Source organism: Ruegeria sp. ABM4_193 (genome assembly GCF_056158705.1).
Window position 1 is genome coordinate 1,798,254 of sequence record NZ_JBSWTT010000001.1, and the last position, 19,508, is coordinate 1,817,761.

General features: G+C 57.0%; 19 protein-coding genes. 3 read left to right on the top strand and 16 right to left on the bottom strand.

Annotation, left to right across the window (positions count from 1 at the left end; all coding sequences use genetic code 11):
• Positions 1-87: 87 nt before the first annotated feature.
• Entirely contained in the window at positions 88-321 is a 234-nt protein-coding gene (locus tag ACXADZ_RS09060; protein WP_475195318.1) for a sulfurtransferase TusA family protein, read from the top strand.
• Between the two features lie 48 nt (positions 322-369).
• Here ACXADZ_RS09060 and ACXADZ_RS09065 read toward each other — a convergent pair whose 3' ends face one another.
• From ACXADZ_RS09065 to purC, 7 genes are all read right to left on the bottom strand, one after another.
• Entirely contained in the window at positions 370-3,258 is a 2,889-nt protein-coding gene (locus ACXADZ_RS09065; RefSeq protein WP_475195325.1) for an Rne/Rng family ribonuclease, read from the bottom strand.
• A 497-nt stretch (positions 3,259-3,755) separates the two neighbouring features.
• On the bottom strand, positions 3,756-5,090 hold the full coding sequence (locus ACXADZ_RS09070; RefSeq protein ID WP_050603452.1) for a sigma-54-dependent transcriptional regulator: 1,335 nt from the start codon (positions 5,088-5,090) through the stop codon (positions 3,756-3,758).
• 12 nt (positions 5,091-5,102) lie between these two features.
• Positions 5,103-6,848, bottom strand: coding sequence for a sensor histidine kinase (locus ACXADZ_RS09075; RefSeq protein WP_475195328.1), 1,746 nt, complete (start codon positions 6,846-6,848; stop codon positions 5,103-5,105).
• 69 nt (positions 6,849-6,917) lie between these two features.
• Positions 6,918-7,586, bottom strand: a complete 669-nt coding sequence (gene purQ / locus ACXADZ_RS09080; protein ID WP_171183047.1) for a phosphoribosylformylglycinamidine synthase subunit PurQ — start codon at positions 7,584-7,586, stop codon at positions 6,918-6,920.
• 11 nt (positions 7,587-7,597) lie between these two features.
• Entirely contained in the window at positions 7,598-8,641 is a 1,044-nt protein-coding gene (locus tag ACXADZ_RS09085) for a zinc-dependent alcohol dehydrogenase family protein (protein ID WP_475195333.1), read from the bottom strand.
• 4 nt (positions 8,642-8,645) lie between these two features.
• Positions 8,646-8,876: a phosphoribosylformylglycinamidine synthase subunit PurS gene (purS, locus tag ACXADZ_RS09090; protein WP_475195336.1), complete on the bottom strand. Its 231-nt coding sequence runs from the start codon at positions 8,874-8,876 to the stop codon at positions 8,646-8,648.
• Between the two features lie 236 nt (positions 8,877-9,112).
• Positions 9,113-9,868, bottom strand: coding sequence for a phosphoribosylaminoimidazolesuccinocarboxamide synthase (purC, locus tag ACXADZ_RS09095; protein WP_171089849.1), 756 nt, complete (start codon positions 9,866-9,868; stop codon positions 9,113-9,115).
• A gap of 187 nt (positions 9,869-10,055) precedes the next feature.
• Here purC and ACXADZ_RS09100 point away from each other — a divergent pair, with 187 nt between their 5' ends.
• Both ACXADZ_RS09100 and bmt read left to right on the top strand, forming a co-directional pair.
• Positions 10,056-10,373, top strand: coding sequence for a DUF1476 domain-containing protein (locus tag ACXADZ_RS09100; RefSeq protein WP_171089847.1), 318 nt, complete (start codon positions 10,056-10,058; stop codon positions 10,371-10,373).
• 121 nt (positions 10,374-10,494) lie between these two features.
• Positions 10,495-11,508 (top strand): betaine--homocysteine S-methyltransferase, encoded by a 1,014-nt coding sequence (bmt, locus tag ACXADZ_RS09105; protein ID WP_475195343.1) that lies wholly within the window; start codon positions 10,495-10,497, stop codon positions 11,506-11,508.
• Positions 11,509-11,513: 5 nt separating this feature from the next.
• Here bmt and ACXADZ_RS09110 read toward each other — a convergent pair whose 3' ends face one another.
• The 9 genes from ACXADZ_RS09110 to ACXADZ_RS09150 form a co-directional block, all read right to left on the bottom strand.
• On the bottom strand, positions 11,514-12,290 hold the full coding sequence (locus ACXADZ_RS09110) for an enoyl-CoA hydratase-related protein (protein WP_475195346.1): 777 nt from the start codon (positions 12,288-12,290) through the stop codon (positions 11,514-11,516).
• A gap of 75 nt (positions 12,291-12,365) precedes the next feature.
• Positions 12,366-12,821, bottom strand: coding sequence for a cytochrome c-type biogenesis protein (locus tag ACXADZ_RS09115; RefSeq protein ID WP_171668163.1), 456 nt, complete (start codon positions 12,819-12,821; stop codon positions 12,366-12,368).
• Entirely contained in the window at positions 12,818-14,782 is a 1,965-nt protein-coding gene (locus tag ACXADZ_RS09120) for a heme lyase CcmF/NrfE family subunit (protein WP_171183040.1), read from the bottom strand. Before ACXADZ_RS09120 ends, ACXADZ_RS09115 begins: the two co-directional genes overlap by 4 nt.
• Before the next feature lie 75 nt (positions 14,783-14,857).
• Complete coding sequence (locus ACXADZ_RS09125; RefSeq protein ID WP_475195352.1) at positions 14,858-15,436, bottom strand: holin family protein; 579 nt, start codon at positions 15,434-15,436, stop codon at positions 14,858-14,860.
• Positions 15,427-16,038, bottom strand: coding sequence for a holin-associated N-acetylmuramidase (locus tag ACXADZ_RS09130; protein ID WP_475198537.1), 612 nt, complete (start codon positions 16,036-16,038; stop codon positions 15,427-15,429). Before ACXADZ_RS09130 ends, ACXADZ_RS09125 begins: the two co-directional genes overlap by 10 nt.
• A gap of 148 nt (positions 16,039-16,186) precedes the next feature.
• On the bottom strand, positions 16,187-16,633 hold the full coding sequence (gene ccmE / locus ACXADZ_RS09135) for a cytochrome c maturation protein CcmE (protein ID WP_171089834.1): 447 nt from the start codon (positions 16,631-16,633) through the stop codon (positions 16,187-16,189).
• Between the two features lie 7 nt (positions 16,634-16,640).
• On the bottom strand, positions 16,641-17,669 hold the full coding sequence (argC, locus tag ACXADZ_RS09140; protein ID WP_475195358.1) for an N-acetyl-gamma-glutamyl-phosphate reductase: 1,029 nt from the start codon (positions 17,667-17,669) through the stop codon (positions 16,641-16,643).
• A gap of 94 nt (positions 17,670-17,763) precedes the next feature.
• The gene (locus ACXADZ_RS09145) at positions 17,764-18,573 is read right to left on the bottom strand and encodes a glutamate racemase (RefSeq protein ID WP_475195362.1); all 810 of its coding nucleotides are present in this window, start codon (positions 18,571-18,573) and stop codon (positions 17,764-17,766) included.
• A gap of 8 nt (positions 18,574-18,581) precedes the next feature.
• On the bottom strand, positions 18,582-19,460 hold the full coding sequence (locus ACXADZ_RS09150) for a lysophospholipid acyltransferase family protein (protein WP_171183032.1): 879 nt from the start codon (positions 19,458-19,460) through the stop codon (positions 18,582-18,584).
• Positions 19,461-19,508 lie beyond the last annotated feature (48 nt).

The following is a 19,508-nucleotide window of genomic DNA, read 5'->3' on the forward strand; positions in this document are numbered from 1 at the left end:
GAATGTCGATCCGTCACGGGGCCATTCAGTCACATCCTCGTGGTTGGAATCTGGACAATATTTCAACTTGGTCCTATCCCGAAATGCATGACCGAGATTACAGATACATTGGACGCTGTTGGGCTTTTGTGCCCTCTGCCCGTTCTCAAAGCCCGCAAACGGCTTAAATCCTTGCCTGCAGGGGCCGTACTGCGGGTGCTGGCCGATGATCCTGCGGCTATCGTCGATGTTCCACATTTTTGCTCCGAGGCCGGACACAAGCTTCTGTCTCAAGAACTTGACGGGGCGCATCAGGTTTATCTGATCCAAAAAGCCGTCTAAAAAACCTTCGGGTTACAAAAAAGGCGGGCTCCTCAGCCCGCCTTTTCGTTATTTACCCAGCGACCACCACCCGCGTCGCTTCGGCTTGGCGGGGCCTGGTTCCGGTTCTTCTGCTACTGTTTCCAGTACAGGCTCAGGCGTCTCTTCCACAGGAGCTTCTACTGCGGGCTCAACCTCATCAGCCGTGACCTCTTCAACCGCTTGCGCCGCGAGTTCTTCCACAACAACAGACGTCTCTTCGGCTGGCGCATCCTCGACACTGGCCTCTTCTGCGTTCACCGGTTCCTCTGGTGAAACCTCAACAGTCTCAGCTTCCGCCTCAAAAGTTTCGCCTTGTTCCTGAGCCACCTCGGGCACCTCGGCCTCAGGGTTTTCTGCAGCGTCCTCGGCCACAGGCGCCTCAGCTACGGTCTCAGCTTCAACACCTTCAGTTGCTTCAGCCTGTTCAACCGTTTCCTCGGCCGCAACGTCCTTTTTCCGGCGACGCGGAGCACGTTTACGCTTGGGCTTGGCAGGCTTTTCTTCCTCTGCCGCTTCCGCTTCTACGACGTCAGCCGCACCTTCTTCATCGGCGGCATCACCAGAAGCGTTCTCCTGCGCCTCTCCTTTGGAGCTTTCGTTGGATTGCTCTGCGGCATCACCATTGCCCCCACCCTTCTTGCGCCGACGACGGCGACGTTTGCGCTTGGGCTTGGCATCATCTTCGGTTGGGGTGGTTTCCTCCTCAACCTCTTCCTCGTCAGACGAGTCCACCATGTCCATCAGAGACGCATCCACAGAAACGACAGGCGCAGTGGCTTCAGGCACAATCCGGCTGGCGGTTTTAAATTTCTCCATCGAGAAATCGGGGCTCACCAAGTGGATGTCGCCTTCGATCCGCACAGACAGGCCATACCGGGCTTCGATCTGAGCAATGTGCTCACGCTTCTGGTTCATCAAGAAGTTGGCAATGCTGACCGGGCAACGCACCAAAACTTCACGCGAACGACGGCGTGTGCCTTCCTCTTCGATCTGACGCAGAATCGACAGGGCCATGTTGTCGTCCGAACGGATCAGACCTGTGCCGTGACAGGCCGGACAAGGCTGAGTCGTGGCCTCGATCATTCCGGGGCGCAGTCGCTGGCGGCTCATTTCCAACAAACCGAAGCCGGAAATCCGGCCCACCTGAATGCGCGCGCGGTCAGTTTTCAGCTTGTCCTTCAGACGCTTTTCAACCGCTGCATTATTCTTGCGCTCGTCCATATCGATGAAATCGATGACGATCAGACCGGCCAAATCCCGAAGACGCAGCTGGCGCGCCACCTCTTCGGCGGCCTCCAGGTTTGTCTTCAGCGCGGTCTCTTCGATCGAGCCTTCTTTGGTCGCGCGCCCCGAGTTTACGTCGATGGCGACCAGAGCTTCGGTCACACCAATCACGATGTAGCCACCGGATTTCAGCTGCACAGTCGGGTTGAACATGCCCGCCAGATAGCTTTCCACCTGATAGCGCGCGAACAAAGGCAGGGCATCTTCGTACCGTTTCACGTTCTTGGCGTGGGACGGCATGATCATTTTCATGAAGTCCTTGGCGATGCGATAACCGCCTTCGCCTTCAACAAGAACCTCATCAATGTCTCGATTGTAAAGATCGCGGATCGACCGTTTGATCAGATCGCCTTCCTCATAGATCTTCGCTGGCGCAATCGACTCCAAAGTCAGTGCGCGAATCTGTTCCCACAAACGCTGCAGGTATTCATAGTCGCGCTTGATCTCGGACTTGGTGCGTTTAGCACCCGCAGTGCGGATGATCAGACCAGCCCCGGTCGGCACATCAATGTCCGCCGCGATTTCTTTCAATTTCTTGCGGTCGGCGGCGTTGGTGATTTTACGGCTTATACCGCCACCGCGCGCGGTGTTCGGCATCAATACACAATAGCGACCGGCCAAAGACAGATAGGTTGTCAGTGCAGCACCCTTGTTGCCGCGCTCTTCCTTGACCACCTGCACCAGCAGGACCTGACGAACCTTGATGACTTCCTGAATCTTGTAACGACGCGGGCGCGGTTTGCGTGGCGGACGGATGTCTTCGCTGTCATCTTCGTCAGCTACAGATTCAATCGAGTCGTCTTTCGACGAGGCATCGGCGCTCTTGCCTTCAGCATCCTCGTCTTCCGCACCCTGATCGCCGTCTGCATCTGCAGCAGCTTCACCAGAGGTCTCAACATCGTCAGAAGCAACCGCCTCATCCGCCGATGCGCTATCAGCTTCTGCGCTTACTTCTGTCTCATCGCTTGAGGCCTCACCAGCGTCTTTACTGACTTCACCTGTGTCGCCACCGGCTTCTTCGGGCGATGCAGACGTGTCTTCCACCTCAGAAACAAATTCTTCTGCCGCGTTATCTGACGCAGTTTCTGCCGAAGTCGCATCGCTGTCTTCCGGCTCTTCTACCGGTGTTTCAGCCACGATCTCCATCGGAGAGGTTCCCTCGGGCACCTCTGCATCTTCGCCATCGGCCAAATCGATGGTTTCCATACCGGTTGGCTCGGTCGAAACCTCCATTGTCTCAACCGGATCGTCCGACTTCACATCTGCCGCCTTGGAACGCGAACGAGACCGCCGCTTTTTGGGCTTGGCTTCTTCGGCTTCGTCACGCGCCTTCATCGCCTCGGCATAGGCGCGCTCTTCCTCCATCAACGCCTCACGGTCGGCGACGGGGATCTGATAGTAGTCCGGGTGAATTTCCGAAAAAGCCAGGAATCCGTGACGGTTCCCGCCATAGTCGACAAACGCCGCCTGCAGCGACGGCTCAACCCGTGTTACTTTTGCAAGGTAGATGTTGCCAGCAAGCTGGCGTTTGTTTTCGGATTCAAAATCGAACTCCTCGACCTTGTTTCCGTCGACCACCACGACGCGGGTTTCCTCCGCGTGGGTGGCATCGATAAGCATTTTCTTAGCCATGTTTCCTTGGTGCACCGCGCCAAACGCGTTGTCCTGACCTGTCCAGGCGGACAGGCGCTTTTGGGGAGGTGTCTTGTCAGGGCGATTTCAGACGGCGCGCGGCAGGGTCTGGCGCTGTGGCCCCCTGCCCGGTCTCTCAATCGTTGCGCGCGCGTCATCGCGGTTCTTCTCCGACAGGCGCAGTTTCTGCAGCCCGCCCACTTATTCCTTTCACCCGACGTATCGGGCTCAGGTACTCCACTGCCCCCAATCGGGGCACAATCGGTCTGCTTCGCAGCGAAATTAACGTGCAGCAAAGCAGCGAAACTCAAAGATTCGGGACTTAAGAGCGCTAAAAAGGCCCGGCCCGTCCGAACACAATAAAAGCAGTCCTGTGGAAAAGACAATGGGCAAACTGCATCGAGACCGCCGACGCAGCGCGGGATCTCTTCATCTGGCCTAAAATACCTCGGGGGAGTCGGCAAAGGCGACGGGGGCAGAGCCCCCATTCGCAACGGTTAAAGATAGTCTGATCGCTGAAGCCCGTATTTCGCCATCTTTTCGTTCAACGTCCGGCGCGGCAGGCACAATTCGTCCATAACCGACGCGATCGACCCCTTGTGGCGGCGCATTGTATTGTCGATCAGCATCCGCTCGAACGCTTCGACATATTCCTTCAGCGGCTTGCCTTCGGTGGTCATCACTGGCTGCATCTCTTCATGATCGGACATCAGCAACGACGCAATCGTTCCTGATCCTCGACGTGATTGCAGCACGGCACGCTCGGCAATGTTGATCAGCTGGCGCACATTGCCCGGCCAAGGCGCTTGCAGCAGCTGTGCTGCTTCCTGCGCACTGACCTGAGGGGCATCGCAGCCATATTCCTCTGCAAATTGCTCGCTGAGGCGCGTGAAGAGGGTAAGAATGTCCTCACCCCGCTGACGAAGTGGCGGCATGGTGATCCGCAATGCCGCCAACCGATAGAACAGGTCGGGGCGCAGAACGTCTTCGGATGTCTTCCCCGCTTCCTGCAGGTTCGAAATCGCAACAATCCGCGTTTCCGCAGGGGTGCCCTGCTCGTTCATCACGCTCAGCAGTTTGGCCTGCAAGGTATCGCTCAGCGCCTCAACATCTTCCAGCACCAGTGTCCCGCCGCGTGCTTCTTCGATGGCCGGCAGTTGCGCATCCTCGGGCATCATCGGGCCAAACAGGCGCTTGGCCAGCGCGTCTTCCTCCAACGCGGCGCAGGACACCAGAACAAACTTCTTGCCTGCGCGGCTGCCCACCGCATGCAGCGCATGCGCCACCAGCGTTTTGCCGGTTCCCGTCTCACCGTCGATCAACACATGACCGTCGGCTTGCCCAAGATCCAGAATATCCTCACGCAGCCGTTCCATTACGGGGCTGGCACCGATCAGCTTGTTCATAATCTGCGTGCCACCCGACAGCTCTCGCCGCAGCGCCCGGTTGTCCAGTGTCAGACGGCGTGCATTGCTGGCGCGTTTGGCCAGTTCGGACATGCGATCAGGGTTAAACGGCTTCTCAAGGAAATCGAACGCACCGACGCGCATCGCCTCAACCGCCATCGGAACGTCGCCATGCCCCGTGATCATGATAACTGGCAGGGTGCTGTCGGCCCCCATCAGCTTTTTCAAAAGCTGAATGCCATCCATCCCCGGCATCTTGATGTCCGAAATCACGATCCCCGGGTAATCCGGTCCCAGAACCTTGAGCGCATCTTCCGCGCTGGCAAAGGTTTCAGTGTCGTATCCGGACAAAGCAAGCCACTGGCTGATCGACTGGCGCATGTCCTGTTCGTCATCCACAATGGCAATTTTCATGGCCTGTGCCATAGTCATTCCTCGTTATTCCGCGGCCTCAAGGCCGTCGCTTCCCAGTGCTGGCAACTGCATTTCAAACACCGCGCCACCATAATGGCCGTTGCGCGCAGTCAGCCGTCCCCCATGGTCGTTCACGATCCCCGACGAGATGGCAAGCCCCAGTCCAACCCCGTCGCCAGGCTGTTTGGTAGTATAGAACGGCTCGAACAGGTTCTCGATATCCTCGATACCGTGCCCGTTGTCCCGCACGGTCAGAACCGCCATTTCGCCCGCCGCCAGGATGATTTCCACATCCGGCTCTGCTACCGATTTGGTGGCATCCAGCGCGTTTCGCAAAAGGTTGACCATCACCTGCTCGATCCGCATCCGGTCCCCCATCACCATGACAGGTTCTTCCGGCAGGATCTGAGTGATCTTCACATGACGCTGACGCAGTTGCGGCTCCATCATGGACAAGGCCGAGGCCAGCGCTTCACCAAGGTTTACAGGCGAAAACGCATCCGCCCCTTTGCGGGCATAAGACTTGAGCTGGCGCGTGATCGCACCCATCCGCTCGATCAGACCGTCGATGCGTCCAAAGCTGGCAAGCGCTTCTTCCGGTCGGTTGCGCCGCAACAACAGACGCGCCCCGGCTAGATATGTTTTCATTGCAGCCAGAGGTTGATTAAGCTCGTGACTGACCGCAGCCGACATCTCGCCCAAGGCGGCCAGTTTCGAACTTTGCGCAAGGGTCTGTTCCGCCAAATCCAGCGTCTTTTCAACCCGTTCCCTCTCAGCAATTTCCCGCTGTAGCCGTGCGTTCAATGCGCGAAGCTCTGCCAACTCGCGCTGAAACAGCGCCATGCGAAGGGTCGCCCGACGGCTGAGCGCATAAAACGTCAGCGCCAGAAGAATTGCAAATCCCATGATTTCCAGAGCAAGCACACTGTTCACCTTTTCGCGGATCGACTCAAAGGTGGTGAACGACGTCATTTGCCAACCCCGGAACGGGATGCGTGTTTCCATGCGCATCACGGCCTCGCCTTGCAGGTAGGCGTCCGGCGGCAAAGCCGTCCAATCGGTTGTGGCCCGAATGGCGCGTTGAATTGCGCCCTGCGGCGGTTGCCTCAGCATCGCCGTGCTCTCTTCCAACCCACGCCAGCGGGGCTCGGTAGACAGGATGATGGTTCCGGTACTGTCGGTGACCATCACCGCGTCCGAAATACCGGCCCAGGCACGTTCGAATTTCTGAAGGTCGACCTCGACAACGATGACCCCCAGAATTTCCGATCCGTTTTCCAGTCGTCGGGAATAGACAAAGCTGTATCCGCCGGATTCCCTGGGAATGACCGAGAAGATCGTGGCATTAGACCGGATGGCATCCACATAATAAGCTGTATTTCTGTGCCCCTCACCCAGCTTGTTCCGATCCGTTGCAGCAACGGTTCGACCATCACTGTCCAAAAGCATCAGCGAGGCCGCACCAATTTCTTCAACGAAGGAAATCAGGCGCTGGGTCGACAACGTATAATCACTGGATTGCAGGGCCGAAATGAGCGTCGGGTCTCGTGCCAGCAACTGTGGCACGATCGAGTTTCTACGCAACTCACTCAGCAGGTTACCGGAGTACAGGGCCAGTCGCAGCTCTGCCCGGTTTCGCGTGGATTCCGTGAACCTGTCGGTCAACAGGCTATTGGTAATCCAGACCGTGGTAATAGTCGCAAGAAGAAGAACAAGAACAGCAATGCGCAACCGCCAGCCCAGCGGAGCACCGCGAAGCGGTTTCAACATATTTGACCAAGCTGATCGCACGTCCGAGTTCATGGCCAGACGTTACGCGCGGGCGCGCGCGACCTCAAGTCACGCTGCTTCAAACACACCTGACAATGCGCGGAACAGCGCCACTCCGTCGGTGCCACCATGCCCTTCATCTGCCGCACGCTCGGGGTGAGGCATCATCCCCATTACACGGCGGTTTTCGGACAGGATGCCAGCGATGTCGCCGACCGAGCCATTGGGATTCTCGGTATAGGTGAACGCGATACGATCCTGATCCTTCAGGGCCGCAAGTGTTTCGTCATCCGCGAAGTAGTTGCCGTCATGGTGCGCGATTGGGATACCGATCACGTCGCCTGCATTATAGCCCCCGGTAAACACGCTGTCGCTTGTTTCGACCTTCAAGCCCACTGTTTTGCAGATGTATTTCAGACCGGCATTGCGCAGCAACGCGCCAGGCAGGATGCCGGTTTCGGTCAAAACCTGAAATCCGTTGCAAATACCCACAGCATAACCGCCGCGTTCGGTATGCTCGACCACCGCCTTACAGATCGGAGATTTGGCGGCGATGGCACCGCAGCGCAGATAGTCGCCATAGGAAAAGCCACCCGGTACGCCCACGATATCAACACCGTCGGGCAAGGCCGCGTCTTTGTGCCAAACCATATCAACCTTGAAACCGGCCTGCTCGAATGCGACGGCGAGGTCTCGGTCACAGTTGGATCCGGGGAATACGATTACGGCTGCGCGCATGGCGGGCCCTCCTACGAGACAAAATCTGTAACCACTGCAACGCCCGGAGGGGTTGGGTGGTCAAAGGCGGCAAGCTCAGCACTCACCTGGTTGAGAGTTATTTTGCGTGTGACCAGCGGGCTCAGGTCAATCCCGCCCCCTGCGATCAGCGACAACAAAGACGGGTAGCGCCAGCTTGGCATGCCACGCGTTCCGAAAACAGAAAGCTGGCCGGAATAAAGCACGTCCATCGGCAAAGCCATCTGTGTGTGATCACCGGCCGGCATGCCGATCTGCACCATGCGGCCCATTTTGCGCAGCGACCGCATCGCAGATACGGTTGTGACTTCGATGCCCAAAGCCTCAATCGCAACATGCGCGCCGCCACCGGTGATGTCTTTAACGGCCTGCGGCGCATCACATGTTGTGGCATTGACAACCGCATCAGCCCCCAAAGACTGTGCATAGCTCAGCTTGTCATCCACAATGTCGACCACGACGACCCGTGCGCCAAGGGCCTTGCCCAAAAGCAGCGTGGAAATCCCAACACCGCCGCCGCCGAAGACAGCAATCCATTCCCCACCCTGAACCTGCGCCCGTCCGACCAAAGCCTGCCAGGCCGTTGTCACACGACACCCCAAGGCTGCAGCAACTTCGGGCGCAATGCTGTCAGGCAGTGCTGTGAGGTTCGCATCCGCATGGGCCACTGCGATATATTCCGCAAAAGCACCATCACAGGTGAACCCAGGAACAATCTGGTCATTACAGATTGTCTGGTGCCCCTGCGCGCAGTCTGCGCAATGCCCGCAAGCCAGAATGAACGGCGCGATGACCTTGTCGCCCACCCGCCAGCGGGTGACCCGAGAACCGACCGCGACAACCTCACCACAATATTCATGACCGGGTGTCATCGGAAGGATTACGTCCGGGTCCGCGCCTGACCATGCATGCCAATCGGATCGGCACACGCCACACGCCAAAACCCGAACCACAACACCATCTTCGGCGGGTTCGGGATCGGGCACGGTCGCAACCTCAAGCGGTCGACGGTAAGTGATCAGACGCGCGGCCCGCATTCGATCAGACCAGTTCGATCTCGTAGCGTTCGATGACGGTGTTGGCCAACAGCTTTTCGCACATTTCGGTCACATCTGCCTCGGTCACGCCATCAGCCAGTTCAAGATCAATCACTTTGCCCTGACGGACACCTTCGACCTGATCAAAGCCCATTGCGCCCAATGCGTGCCGAACTGCTTCGCCCTGCGGGTCCAGCACCCCGTTCTTGAGCATCACATGAACCCGTGCTTTCATTTTGGCACCTCCACCTTCGGGCCGCTATCCATGGCCCATTTCGTTGCGCGGGGGATAGCGTGCCTGACCGTTTTCGACAACCCTGTTTCCCAAGCAGTTTGCCGCAGTTGTCACCACGCAAAGCAACTCTTTTGGTTGATAATCAACAGATGAACCTGCCCAGACCGCAAAAACCAAAATGCGCCGTGGTTTTTGCCGCGGCGCATTTTAGTTGAAACAAAAGTTCCCTGAACGGGTCAGTTGATCAGTGTCGGCTTGGTGACATTGGTATTCGGCAGCACACCCAAACGGCGCGCAACTTCTGAATACGCATCGGTCAGATTGCCCAGGTCACGACGGAACACGTCTTTGTCCAGCTTCTGACCGGTTTCGATGTCCCAAAGGCGGCAGCTGTCGGGGCTGATTTCGTCAGCCACGATCAAACGCTGATAATCCCCTTCGAAAATGCGTCCGATTTCGATCTTGAAGTCCACAAGGCGGATACCAACCGCCAGCATCACACCGCTCATGAAGTCGTTCACGCGCAGCGCTAGGCTGAGGATATCGTCCATGTCCTGTTGGCTGGCCCAGCCAAAGGCAGCGATATGTTCTTCGGTGACCAGAGGATCACCCAACGCATCGTCTTTATAGCAGTATTCAACGATCGGGCGCGGCAGCTGTGTCCCTTCTGCTATGCCCAGACGTTTAGACATCGATCCGGCGGCATAGTTTCGAACGATCACTTCCAACGGAACGATTTCGCAATTGCGCACCAGTTGTTCGCGCATGTTCAGGCGGCGAATAAAGTGGTTCGGAATACCGATCTGGGTCAGGCCGTTCATGAAAAATTCGGACAGGCGGTTGTTCAGCACGCCTTTGCCGTCAATCACGTCCTTCTTTTCAGCGTTGAATGCTGTGGCGTCATCCTTGAAATACTGCACGATCGTGCCCGGTTCGGGGCCTTCATACAAAATCTTGGCTTTGCCTTCGTAGATTTTCTTGCGACGCGCCATAAGCGACCTTTCCAGTCTGACCAAAGGGAATGAGTCCCCTCTCGTTGGCGTCCTCATAGTGCAAGCACTCTTTTCCCGCAAGTTCATGTACCCGAGAGGCTTTGACGCAGCGCAAATACCTTGCGCCCGGGACGTCGTATGGTCATATCATCAGGAAAGAAGATGTAACCCAAGAGGTCCTCACCCAATGACCACGTTCGACGAACGCGAAAACGCCTTTGAAGCCAAGTTTGCCCATGATGAAGAAATGCAGTTCAAGGCGCAGGCCCGCTGCAACAAACTGCTGGGCCTGTGGGCGGCAGAAAAGCTGGGCAAATCCGGCGCAGAAGCCGAAGAATATGCCAAGACCGTAGTAGTCGCCGACTTCGAAGAAGCCGGACACGAAGACGTTGTCCGCAAAGTCGCCGGTGATCTGGGTGATTTGTCTTCGGCCGAAGAAATCCGCGCCAAGATGGCCGAGATTCTGCCCGAAGCCAAAGCTCAGGTCATGAGCGAGGCCGACTAAGGTTTTCTTACACAGCTCATGATCTTCATGAGTTTTATGAATTTGATTTGACGCCCCTGTCATGTGACATGGGGCGTCTCTATTTTTAACGGCGCTTTGCGCCTTTTTCTGGAATAACCCAATGACAAACGCGCTGAGCAAGCTTCTGGAAACCAAAGATGCCATTTTGGCTGATGGTGCGACCGGGACAAATCTGTTCAACATGGGCTTGCAGTCTGGTGACGCACCTGAACTTTGGAATGTGGACGCCCCCGACAAGATCCGGGCGCTGTATCAGGGTTCGGTGGATGCGGGCAGTGACCTGTTTCTGACCAACACCTTTGGCGGTACGTCCGCACGGCTCAAGCTGCACGATGCTCAGAATCGCGTGGGCGAGTTAAACCGCATCGGCGCTGAACTCGGACGCGAGGTGGCAGACAAGGCCGGGCGTCCCGTCGTGGTTGCAGGATCTGTTGGACCAACCGGTGAAATCATGGAACCGGTCGGCAGCCTGACGCATTCCGACGCGGTGGAAATGTTCCACGAACAAGCAGCAGCGCTGAAAGAAGGCGGAGTTGATGTGCTCTGGGTGGAAACCATCAGCGCCCCTGAAGAGTTCCGCGCCGCGGCCGAAGCATTTGCACTGGCTGACATGCCGTGGTGTGGCACGATGAGCTTTGATACCGCTGGGCGCACAATGATGGGTGTGACCTCGGCCGATCTGGCGCAAATGGTCGAAACGCTACCCAACCCACCCATCGCCTTTGGTGCAAACTGTGGAACCGGCGCATCAGACATTTTGCGCACAATTCTGGGCTTTGCAGCGCAAGGCACAGAGCGTCCCCTGATCTCCAAGGGTAACGCGGGCATTCCGAAATACGTGGATGGTCACATCCATTATGACGGCACGCCCGAACTTATGGGCCAGTATGCAGCTATGGCACGCGATGCCGGCGCGACAATCATTGGCGGTTGCTGCGGAACAATGCCAGATCACCTGCGCAAGATGCGTGAAGCTTTGGATACCACCTCGCGCGGCGAACGCCCGACTTTGGATCAGATCACTGATGCGTTAGGTCCGTTCACGTCGGCCTCTGATGGAACGGGCGACGAGGCTGTCCCTGAACGCCGCACGCGCCGCCGCCGCCGCGCCTGAATGAATTAGCGCCCTTCGAATTTCGGAGGGCGTTTTCCCATGAAAGCCACCACACCTTCGGCGAAATCGCGCGAGCGACCACATTCGCCCTGCAGATGCGCTTCGGTCGCAAGCTGCTGAGGCAATGTGTTTTCATAAGTTCCACGAATGGCCTGTTTGATCGCGCCGTAGGCTGCTGTCGGACCATTGGCCAGGTATTCTGCCCGTTTCCGCCAATGCGCGGCGAAAATGTCATCGGGCACAGATTCCCAGATCAAGCCCCAGTCATCCGCTTGTTTCGCGCTGATCTTGTCGGCGAACAACGCCGCACCCATCGCCTTGGCCAGCCCCATCTGGCGCGGCATGAACCAAGTTCCTCCGGCATCCGGTAACAAACCGATCCGCGCAAAGGCTTGCAGGAAATACGCGCTTTCAGTTGCGATCACAACATCCGCGCAAAGGGCGAGGTTCGCCCCTGCCCCGGCCGCAGCACCGTTTACAGCCGCAATTGTGGGAACCGGACAGCTGTGGATCGTTTCCAGCATTGGTTCGTATTCGTCGCGCAAGGACCGCTCCAAATCGATCTTGCCGGTTGAGGACGCATCGCCCAGATCCTGCCCGGAGCAAAAAGCGGGACCAGCGCCGGTGATCACGATGCACCGGGCTCGGGTTGCCGCGTCTTTCATTGCATGGGTAATTTCAGCGCGCATCTGAGTTGTCAGAGCGTTCATTTTGTCAGGTCTGTTCAAGGTCAGAACCGCCAGACCGTCCGTAATGTCCAGAACAACTGTTTCGTAATGCATGAAAACCCTCCCGTCGCGCCAAGCGTTTTCGAACACTTACTGGCCCAATCAAGAAGGTAAAGGCAGAACCAAACGTCAGTCTTCAAGAATTCGGCGCAGACGCTCCTTTTCGTCTTCACTCAGCGTCGTGCTTTCAACTGACGCATGAGCTTTGGCACGGTTGCGCAGAAAGTTCAGCCCAACCCCAGCCGCAATCAACAGCATGATAGGGCCAGCGAGCCAAAGGAACAGGTTCGAGCCGCTGGTGGTTGGCTTAAGCAAAACGTACTCACCATAGCGATCAACGATAAACGCGATGGCCTGTTCGTCGGTATCACCTGCAACCAGACGTTCCCGCAGCAGCAAACGCAAATCACGCGCCAGATCGGCGTTGCTTTCGTCGATGCTTTCGTTCCGACAAACAAGGCAACGCAATCCGGTGCTGAGGTCGCGAGCCCGTTGTTCTAGCACCGGATCATCCAAAACCTCGTCCGGCTGCACCGAAAACACGGGTGTCGCCAGCATCATCAGGATCAGTACAAGGCGTTTCATTCTGCGGGTACTCCGCCAACCGGGGTTTTTCGCGCCCCCGCAGCCACCCGGAACCGCCTGTCACACAGGCTGAGGATACCGCCAAGTGACATCAGGATGCAGCCAGCCCAGATCCAGTTCGCGAACGGCTTGATATAAGTGCGCATGACCCAGCCCCCATCTGCCTGTTGATCACCGATCACAACGTAAAGATCACCCAGGAAACGGTAATCAATCGCGGCCTCGGTCGTGGGCATGCGGGCAACCGGATAGTCCCGCTTTTCAGGGTGAAGTGTCCCAATCGGGCGTCCATTCTTTTCAACCAGAACATCTGCCGTGGTCGAGAAATAGTTCGGCCCTTCAACCAATCGCACGTCTTGTAGAGTCAGCGTGAACTGCCCCACTTCAAAGGGCTGATTGGGTTGCGCGACGCGGATATCTTCGGCCTCCCAAGCGGTTAGACCAGCCACGGCAAAGATGGTGACGCCCAGACCCGTATGCGCCACCGCTTTACCCCAATCTGCACCCGGCAGGCGGAACAGGCGTTTCAGGCTGCCGTTGCGGCCCGTGCGGCTCCACAAATCGATGGCGGCCCCAAACGTAATCCACGCCCCAAGGAACAGACCCACCGGCCCCAGCGCGCTGCGTCCGGTCTGCATCGCCCAAACAAGCAACGCAATCGCCAGCGCCAGCCCAAAGGCGTAACGCAGAGACCAAGCCGTCTTTCCAATCCTTCCACGTTTCCAAGGAAGCATCGAACCGATCGGCAGGATCAGCCCGAGTAGCACCATAAACGGAGAGAATGCGGCGTTGAAAAACGGAGCCCCGACCGAAAGCTTCCGGTCGAACATCATCTCGGCCACCATTGGCCACATGGTGCCCACAAAAACAACGAAGCAACTGACGGCCAGCAGAACATTGTTGGCCACCAAAGCGCTTTCGCGGCTGACCATGCCAAAGACGCCCTTGGCCTCCATCGCTTGGGCGCGCGCGGCAAACAATGTCAGCGCCCCACCAATGAAGAACACCAGGATCATCAGGATGAACACACCACGTTCAGGATCGGTGGCGAAGGCATGTACCGAAGTCAAAAGACCCGAACGCACAATGAACGTGCCGATCAGTGAAAATCCGAACGCGATAATCGCAAGCAGAATAGTCCAGCTTTTCAGCGCTTCGCGCTTCTCCACAACGATGGCAGAGTGCAGCAAAGCGGCTGCCAGAAGCCAGGGCATGAACGACGCATTCTCGACCGGATCCCAGAACCAGAACCCGCCCCAGCCCAATTCGTAGTAAGCCCACCATGACCCCAGCGCGATACCAATGGTCAAAAACACCCAGGCCGCCAGTGTCCAGGGTCGTACCCAACGCCCCCATGCTGCATCGACACGCCCTTCGATCAGGGCCGCGATGGCAAAGCTGAACGCCATGCTCAGCCCCACATAGCCGAGGTACAGAAAGGGCGGATGAAACGCCAAGCCCGGGTCTTGCAACAACGGATTCAGGTCGCGCCCGTCAAACGGCGCAATTGCAAGTCGGTCAAACGGGTTCGACGTGAACAGGATAAAGGCAAAAAACGCTACCGCTATAGACGATTGCACCGCCAGCACGCGGGCCTTGAGCGTCGGCGGCAACCCACCTCCAAAGAACGCGGCCAATGCGCCAAACAAGGTGACAATCAACACCCACAGCAACATGGATCCTTCGTGGTTCCCCCATGTGCCACTGATCTTGTAGATCATCGGCTTGGCCGAATGGCTGTTCTCAACCACGATCCTCAGGGAAAAATCCGACACGACAAAAGCCCAGATCAACGCACCGAAGGAAAATGCCGTCAGCAGGAACTGAACGATGGCCGAGGGTTCGGCAAATGCCATCCATCCGGCCCAACGTTTAGAAGCCCCGATCAAGGGCACTACACTTTGCACGATGGCGACAAAGAAGGCGAGGATAAGGGCGAAGTGGCCGAGTTCTGTAATCATGCCCCGGAATATACTCCGGGGCCAATCCGGGGGCCAATAACTTTCGCCCGATCCGGGGGCACATAGTGTCGCGGGTCACGCCCTGCGATGCTTGCGCCAATCGTCCAGCGCTGGGTTGGCATCGGGGTGCGTAATGTCCTGCGACAAAGCGGAACCTGATCCGGGATCCGCAGCGCCCGGACTATCGCTGCGCAGTTCGCGCAGCTGCTCGAGATTGTTCAGAACGGCAGGCAATCGCAACATGGTCGCACTGATATCCTTCTGAAACTCTTGCGTTTTCAACTGATGCCGCGCCCCAAAATAGAAGGACACGATGACACCCAACAACCACCACATGGGCTCTGGCACCAAGGCCATGCCCTGCATCCTTGCAGCAAACCACAACGGGTCCACCATGGCGGCCACAAACAAACCCAATGTTCCCAAGGCCAAAGCCGGGCGTGGCAACCGGTTTACCCCATTCATGAATCGGTCAAATGATCCTTTTTGTGCAGTTTGAAACTCACCACCAAACTGCAACATGGCCTGCGCTTGCGCCTCGGCACCTCTCTGCGCACTTGCTTCAGTGTTCTCACGGTAAATCTCAACGGTTTCCCGAACCGCGTTCCGCCCGTTCCCGAACAACAGCGCCAAAACACCCGAGATCAACCCCATGCCGCAACCCTTCCCAGAAACTCGGCGTCAGAAAGATGGTATCGCTCTGACAAAAACTCTTCTGCGCGTTTGATCCAGCCACCTTTGCCCCCCGACCGGCTGCGCGCATATTTTCTCGAGGCCGGTCGCCGATCAGCAAGGCGAAAATAGTAGTTCCGCCGCGCCACCCCGTAGGCATCCCGCAAAGCAATTGGCTCCGGCTGCGCTGCTTTTTCGCAAGCTGCTGCGGTCTTGGCACCAATTACGCCATCCACAACCACATTGAATCCCATGTCCCGCAACAACCGCTGCAGAATCTTTATCGCCTGCGCCCCGGCGTTCACATACATGTCAAAGACCGAAGCCTGCAGCAGATCAGGCAACCGCGAGATGCCGGGCTTCTCAAAGTAATGACGTACGAATATCTCGACCGCCTGCCGCTGGGTCAAACCCTGCACATCACGTCGGTCAACCACACCGTCGCCACTCAAATCCAATCCCAAACGCCGCATGGTGTGAATGGTTACGCCATATTTTGTGGCACCACCGGGATCGTCCGGATCATCCACAAACGCGCCTTCCCGCGCTACGATCTCTTTCGCGATCTGCCGAACCGTTTGCATCATCTTCCCCAACTCGTTGATCAGAGCAACGGTCCTGCAAACAACTTACAACACGGTAATTGCAAAGGGCGCTGCCCGCTATTGCGCGCAACGCCCCGCTTCTTCTGTTCAAAAATACCTCTGCCAGAGGCACGCAGCGCAGCTGCGTTCAGCTTCCCTCTGCTTCTTTATAAACGCCCTGCTCTTTCAGCGCGTCCATAACCTCTTTCGGCATGTAGGTTTCATCATGTTTGGCAAGGATTTCAGTCGCTTCGAACACGCCGTTCACATAGCTTCCGGTGCCAACCATACCCTGGTTCTCGGTAAACAGATCAGGCAGGACACCGGTAAACGAAACCGGGACACTCTCGCCCCCATCTGTAACCACAAAATGCACGGTTTCACCCTGCCCGCGAATGATCGAGCCTTCTTCCACCAGCCCGCCAATGCGGAACACCTCGGTCGGTTTCGGCGGCTCGGCAATTACCTCGCTGGGTGAACGGAAAAAGTTGATGCCATCCTGCAAGGCCCACCCAATCAAAGCCGTCGATGCCACCAAGGCAACGACCGCTACCAGAATGACTTGTACTCGACGACGTTTCTTGAGCGTTTTCATACCGTCCTCACGGGAATAGAGGGGCCATCATCAGGCCCAAAGTTTCATCCTCACCTAACATCAGGTTGGCGTTCTGCAAGGCTTGGCCACTGCTACCTTTTGTCAGGTTATCCAGCGCGGCAATCACGATTGCGCGACGTTCAATTCTGTCTGCGACCACACCGATATGACAGAAGTTCGACCCTCTGACGTGATGGGTCGAAGGTGCCTCTCCCATAGGCAGCATCTGGATAAAGGGCTCGTCTGCATAAATCTTTGCCAGCGTTTCATAGACGCTTTGTGGATCACCCTTTACATAGGTCGTTGCCAGAATGCCCCGGTTTGCCGGAATCAAATGCGGCGTGAACTGTACATGCACAGTGCGACCTGCAAGCTTCGAGAATTCCTGATCAAACTCACCCAGATGCCGGTGCGTGCCACCGATAGCGTAGGCATTGGCACCTTCGCTGAGCTCTGCGTGCAGCAGGTTTTCCTTCAGCGACCGGCCAGCGCCCGACACGGCGCATTTCAGATCCAGCACAATATCATCTAGATCAATGACACCGGCAGAGATCAACGGACGCAGCACATACTGCCCTGTCGCCGCGTTGCAGCCTGTACCAGCGACCAACCGCGCTGACCTGATCTCCTCCCGATAGAACTCGGTCAGACCATAAACGGCTTCTTCCTGCTGTTCCAAAGCGCTGTGCGGGTTGCCATACCACTTCTCATACTCATCCGGGTCCTGCAGCCGGAAATCGGCTGACAAATCAATGATCTTCAAGTCTTTCGGCAGGTCCCGGATCACCTCTTGGCTGGTTTTGTGCGGCAAAGCGCAGAAACACAGATCAACATTGGAAAAATCGATCTCGGAAATCTTGCACAGATCCGGCAAGTCCATGTGACGTAGATGCGGGAAGACCTGCGCCATGCTCATGCCTGCCTTCCGTTCGGCGGCCAAAGCAACAATGTCCATATTCGGGTGCTCGGCGATCAGCCGCACCAGTTCAGCGCCGGTGTACCCAGAAGCGCCCAAAATTGCGATTTTGTGGGTCATGTCAGACCTCTTCTTTGCATGTGTCACATATCACGACCGCCGATGTGACGGTCTTTGAATTAGAAAATTCGGGGAAGTGCGTCCTTGACCTAAATCAGGCCGCCTCGAACGAGATTTGTCGTCGGAGGAATTGCGTTGCACGATCACTGACAAAACCCGGCTTGCCCGTGGTCAGATAGCCACCAGCGCCATCGCCCAACATATTGGGGTGACGTTGCAGATAATCGGCCAGGCTTTCGGCCACCAGATCCCCTTGGCTAAAGACCTGAACATCTGAACCCAAGGCGGCCTGAAAGGTCTCGGCCATCAACGGATAGTGTGTGCAGCCTAAAATCGCGGCCTGCGGCTCGGGCATTTTTCGTTTCAAAGCATCCACATGGCTACGAACCAGAGCCTCCGCCAGGATCATGTCGCCATCTTCAATAGCGTCGACCACGCCGCCACAGGCTTGCGCCTCGACATCCACACCGATTGCGCGGAATGCCAGTTCCCGTTGAAAGGCCCGGCTGGACACAGTGGCAGGCGTGGCGAACAACGCCACGTGCTTGACAGCCACTTCGCGCGGCGGCGAGTTATCCCCCCATTGCCGCTCAGTCAGGGCTTCGATCAAGGGAACAAAGACGCCCAGCACCCGCTTGCCGTCGGGCACGCCTTCTTCCTGCATCCGTCGCAGAGCGGCAGCGCTTGCGGTGTTGCAGGCCAGAATCACCAGATTGCACCCGCGATCCCACAGCTCGTGCACGGCTTTGCGGGTCAGCTGATAGATATCCTCGGCATCACGTACACCGTAAGGTGCATGTGCACTGTCCGCAAAATACAGGAAATCCACGTCGGGCAGCCGTTGCTGCGCGGCGTTCAGGACGGTCAGACCGCCCAAACCGGAATCAAAGATACCTACTGCCATTTGCCCCTTCAGGCGCGATGCCGTTCCTCAAATTCATAGCCGTAGTCATATGACTCCAACGGCTCTGGAGACAGCTCATACGTGGCTTTGCGCAGGAAATCCATCATCTTGCGCGTATCCTTACCCAATGGATCCAGAACGTCGCGCCCTATAGGTTCTCCGATCACCACTTTCACAGGCGTATCCACGCGCTTTTTGAATTCTTTGATCAGCAAGCCCATGCGCAGCGTGTTGTGCAAATGGCTTGCGATCTGGAACAGGCGCGACGTGTGCCCATCAAAGAAAACCGGCACCACGGTGGCATTGGACTTTGCCACCATCCGAGCGGTAAAGCCGCGCCAACCCGGATCCATAGGATGGGCAAACGGCTTGACGCCGGTGCTGACCGTGCCTCCGGGGAAAATGCCAATTGCCCCGCCCTCGCCCAGATAGTTGAGAGCCGTTTTGCGCGTCTCCAAATTCAGCTTCATCGCTTCTTTCGTCTCATCAAACGAAATAGGCAGAATGATACGGTTCAGATCCTCGGCCTTGCGAAAAACCCGATGCGCCAGAATTCGGAAATCTCCGCGTGTCTCAGACAGAATATGCCCCATCATCAGGCCATCCAGAATGCCATAGGGATGATTGGCGATCAGGATCAGGGGGCCATCTGCCGGAATGTTCGCAAGAGATCCGCCCACAACATCCAATGTCAGCCCATAGCGTTCGACCATAACGGCCCAAAAGTCGCGCCCGTTGGCAACGTCTTTCTCGTATCCATCCGCGCGTTTGATCAGGCGCATTCGACCCGTGGTATTCTCCATAAGTTTGATGACCATTCGCCCGCCTTTGGTTTCAGCGGAATGGGCATAAGAGATGTCACGAACAGCATGACGACGAGAAGGCATTTGGGTCTCCGGTTTGTTGCCTGCAAAATAAGTGCAAGTAACAATTTT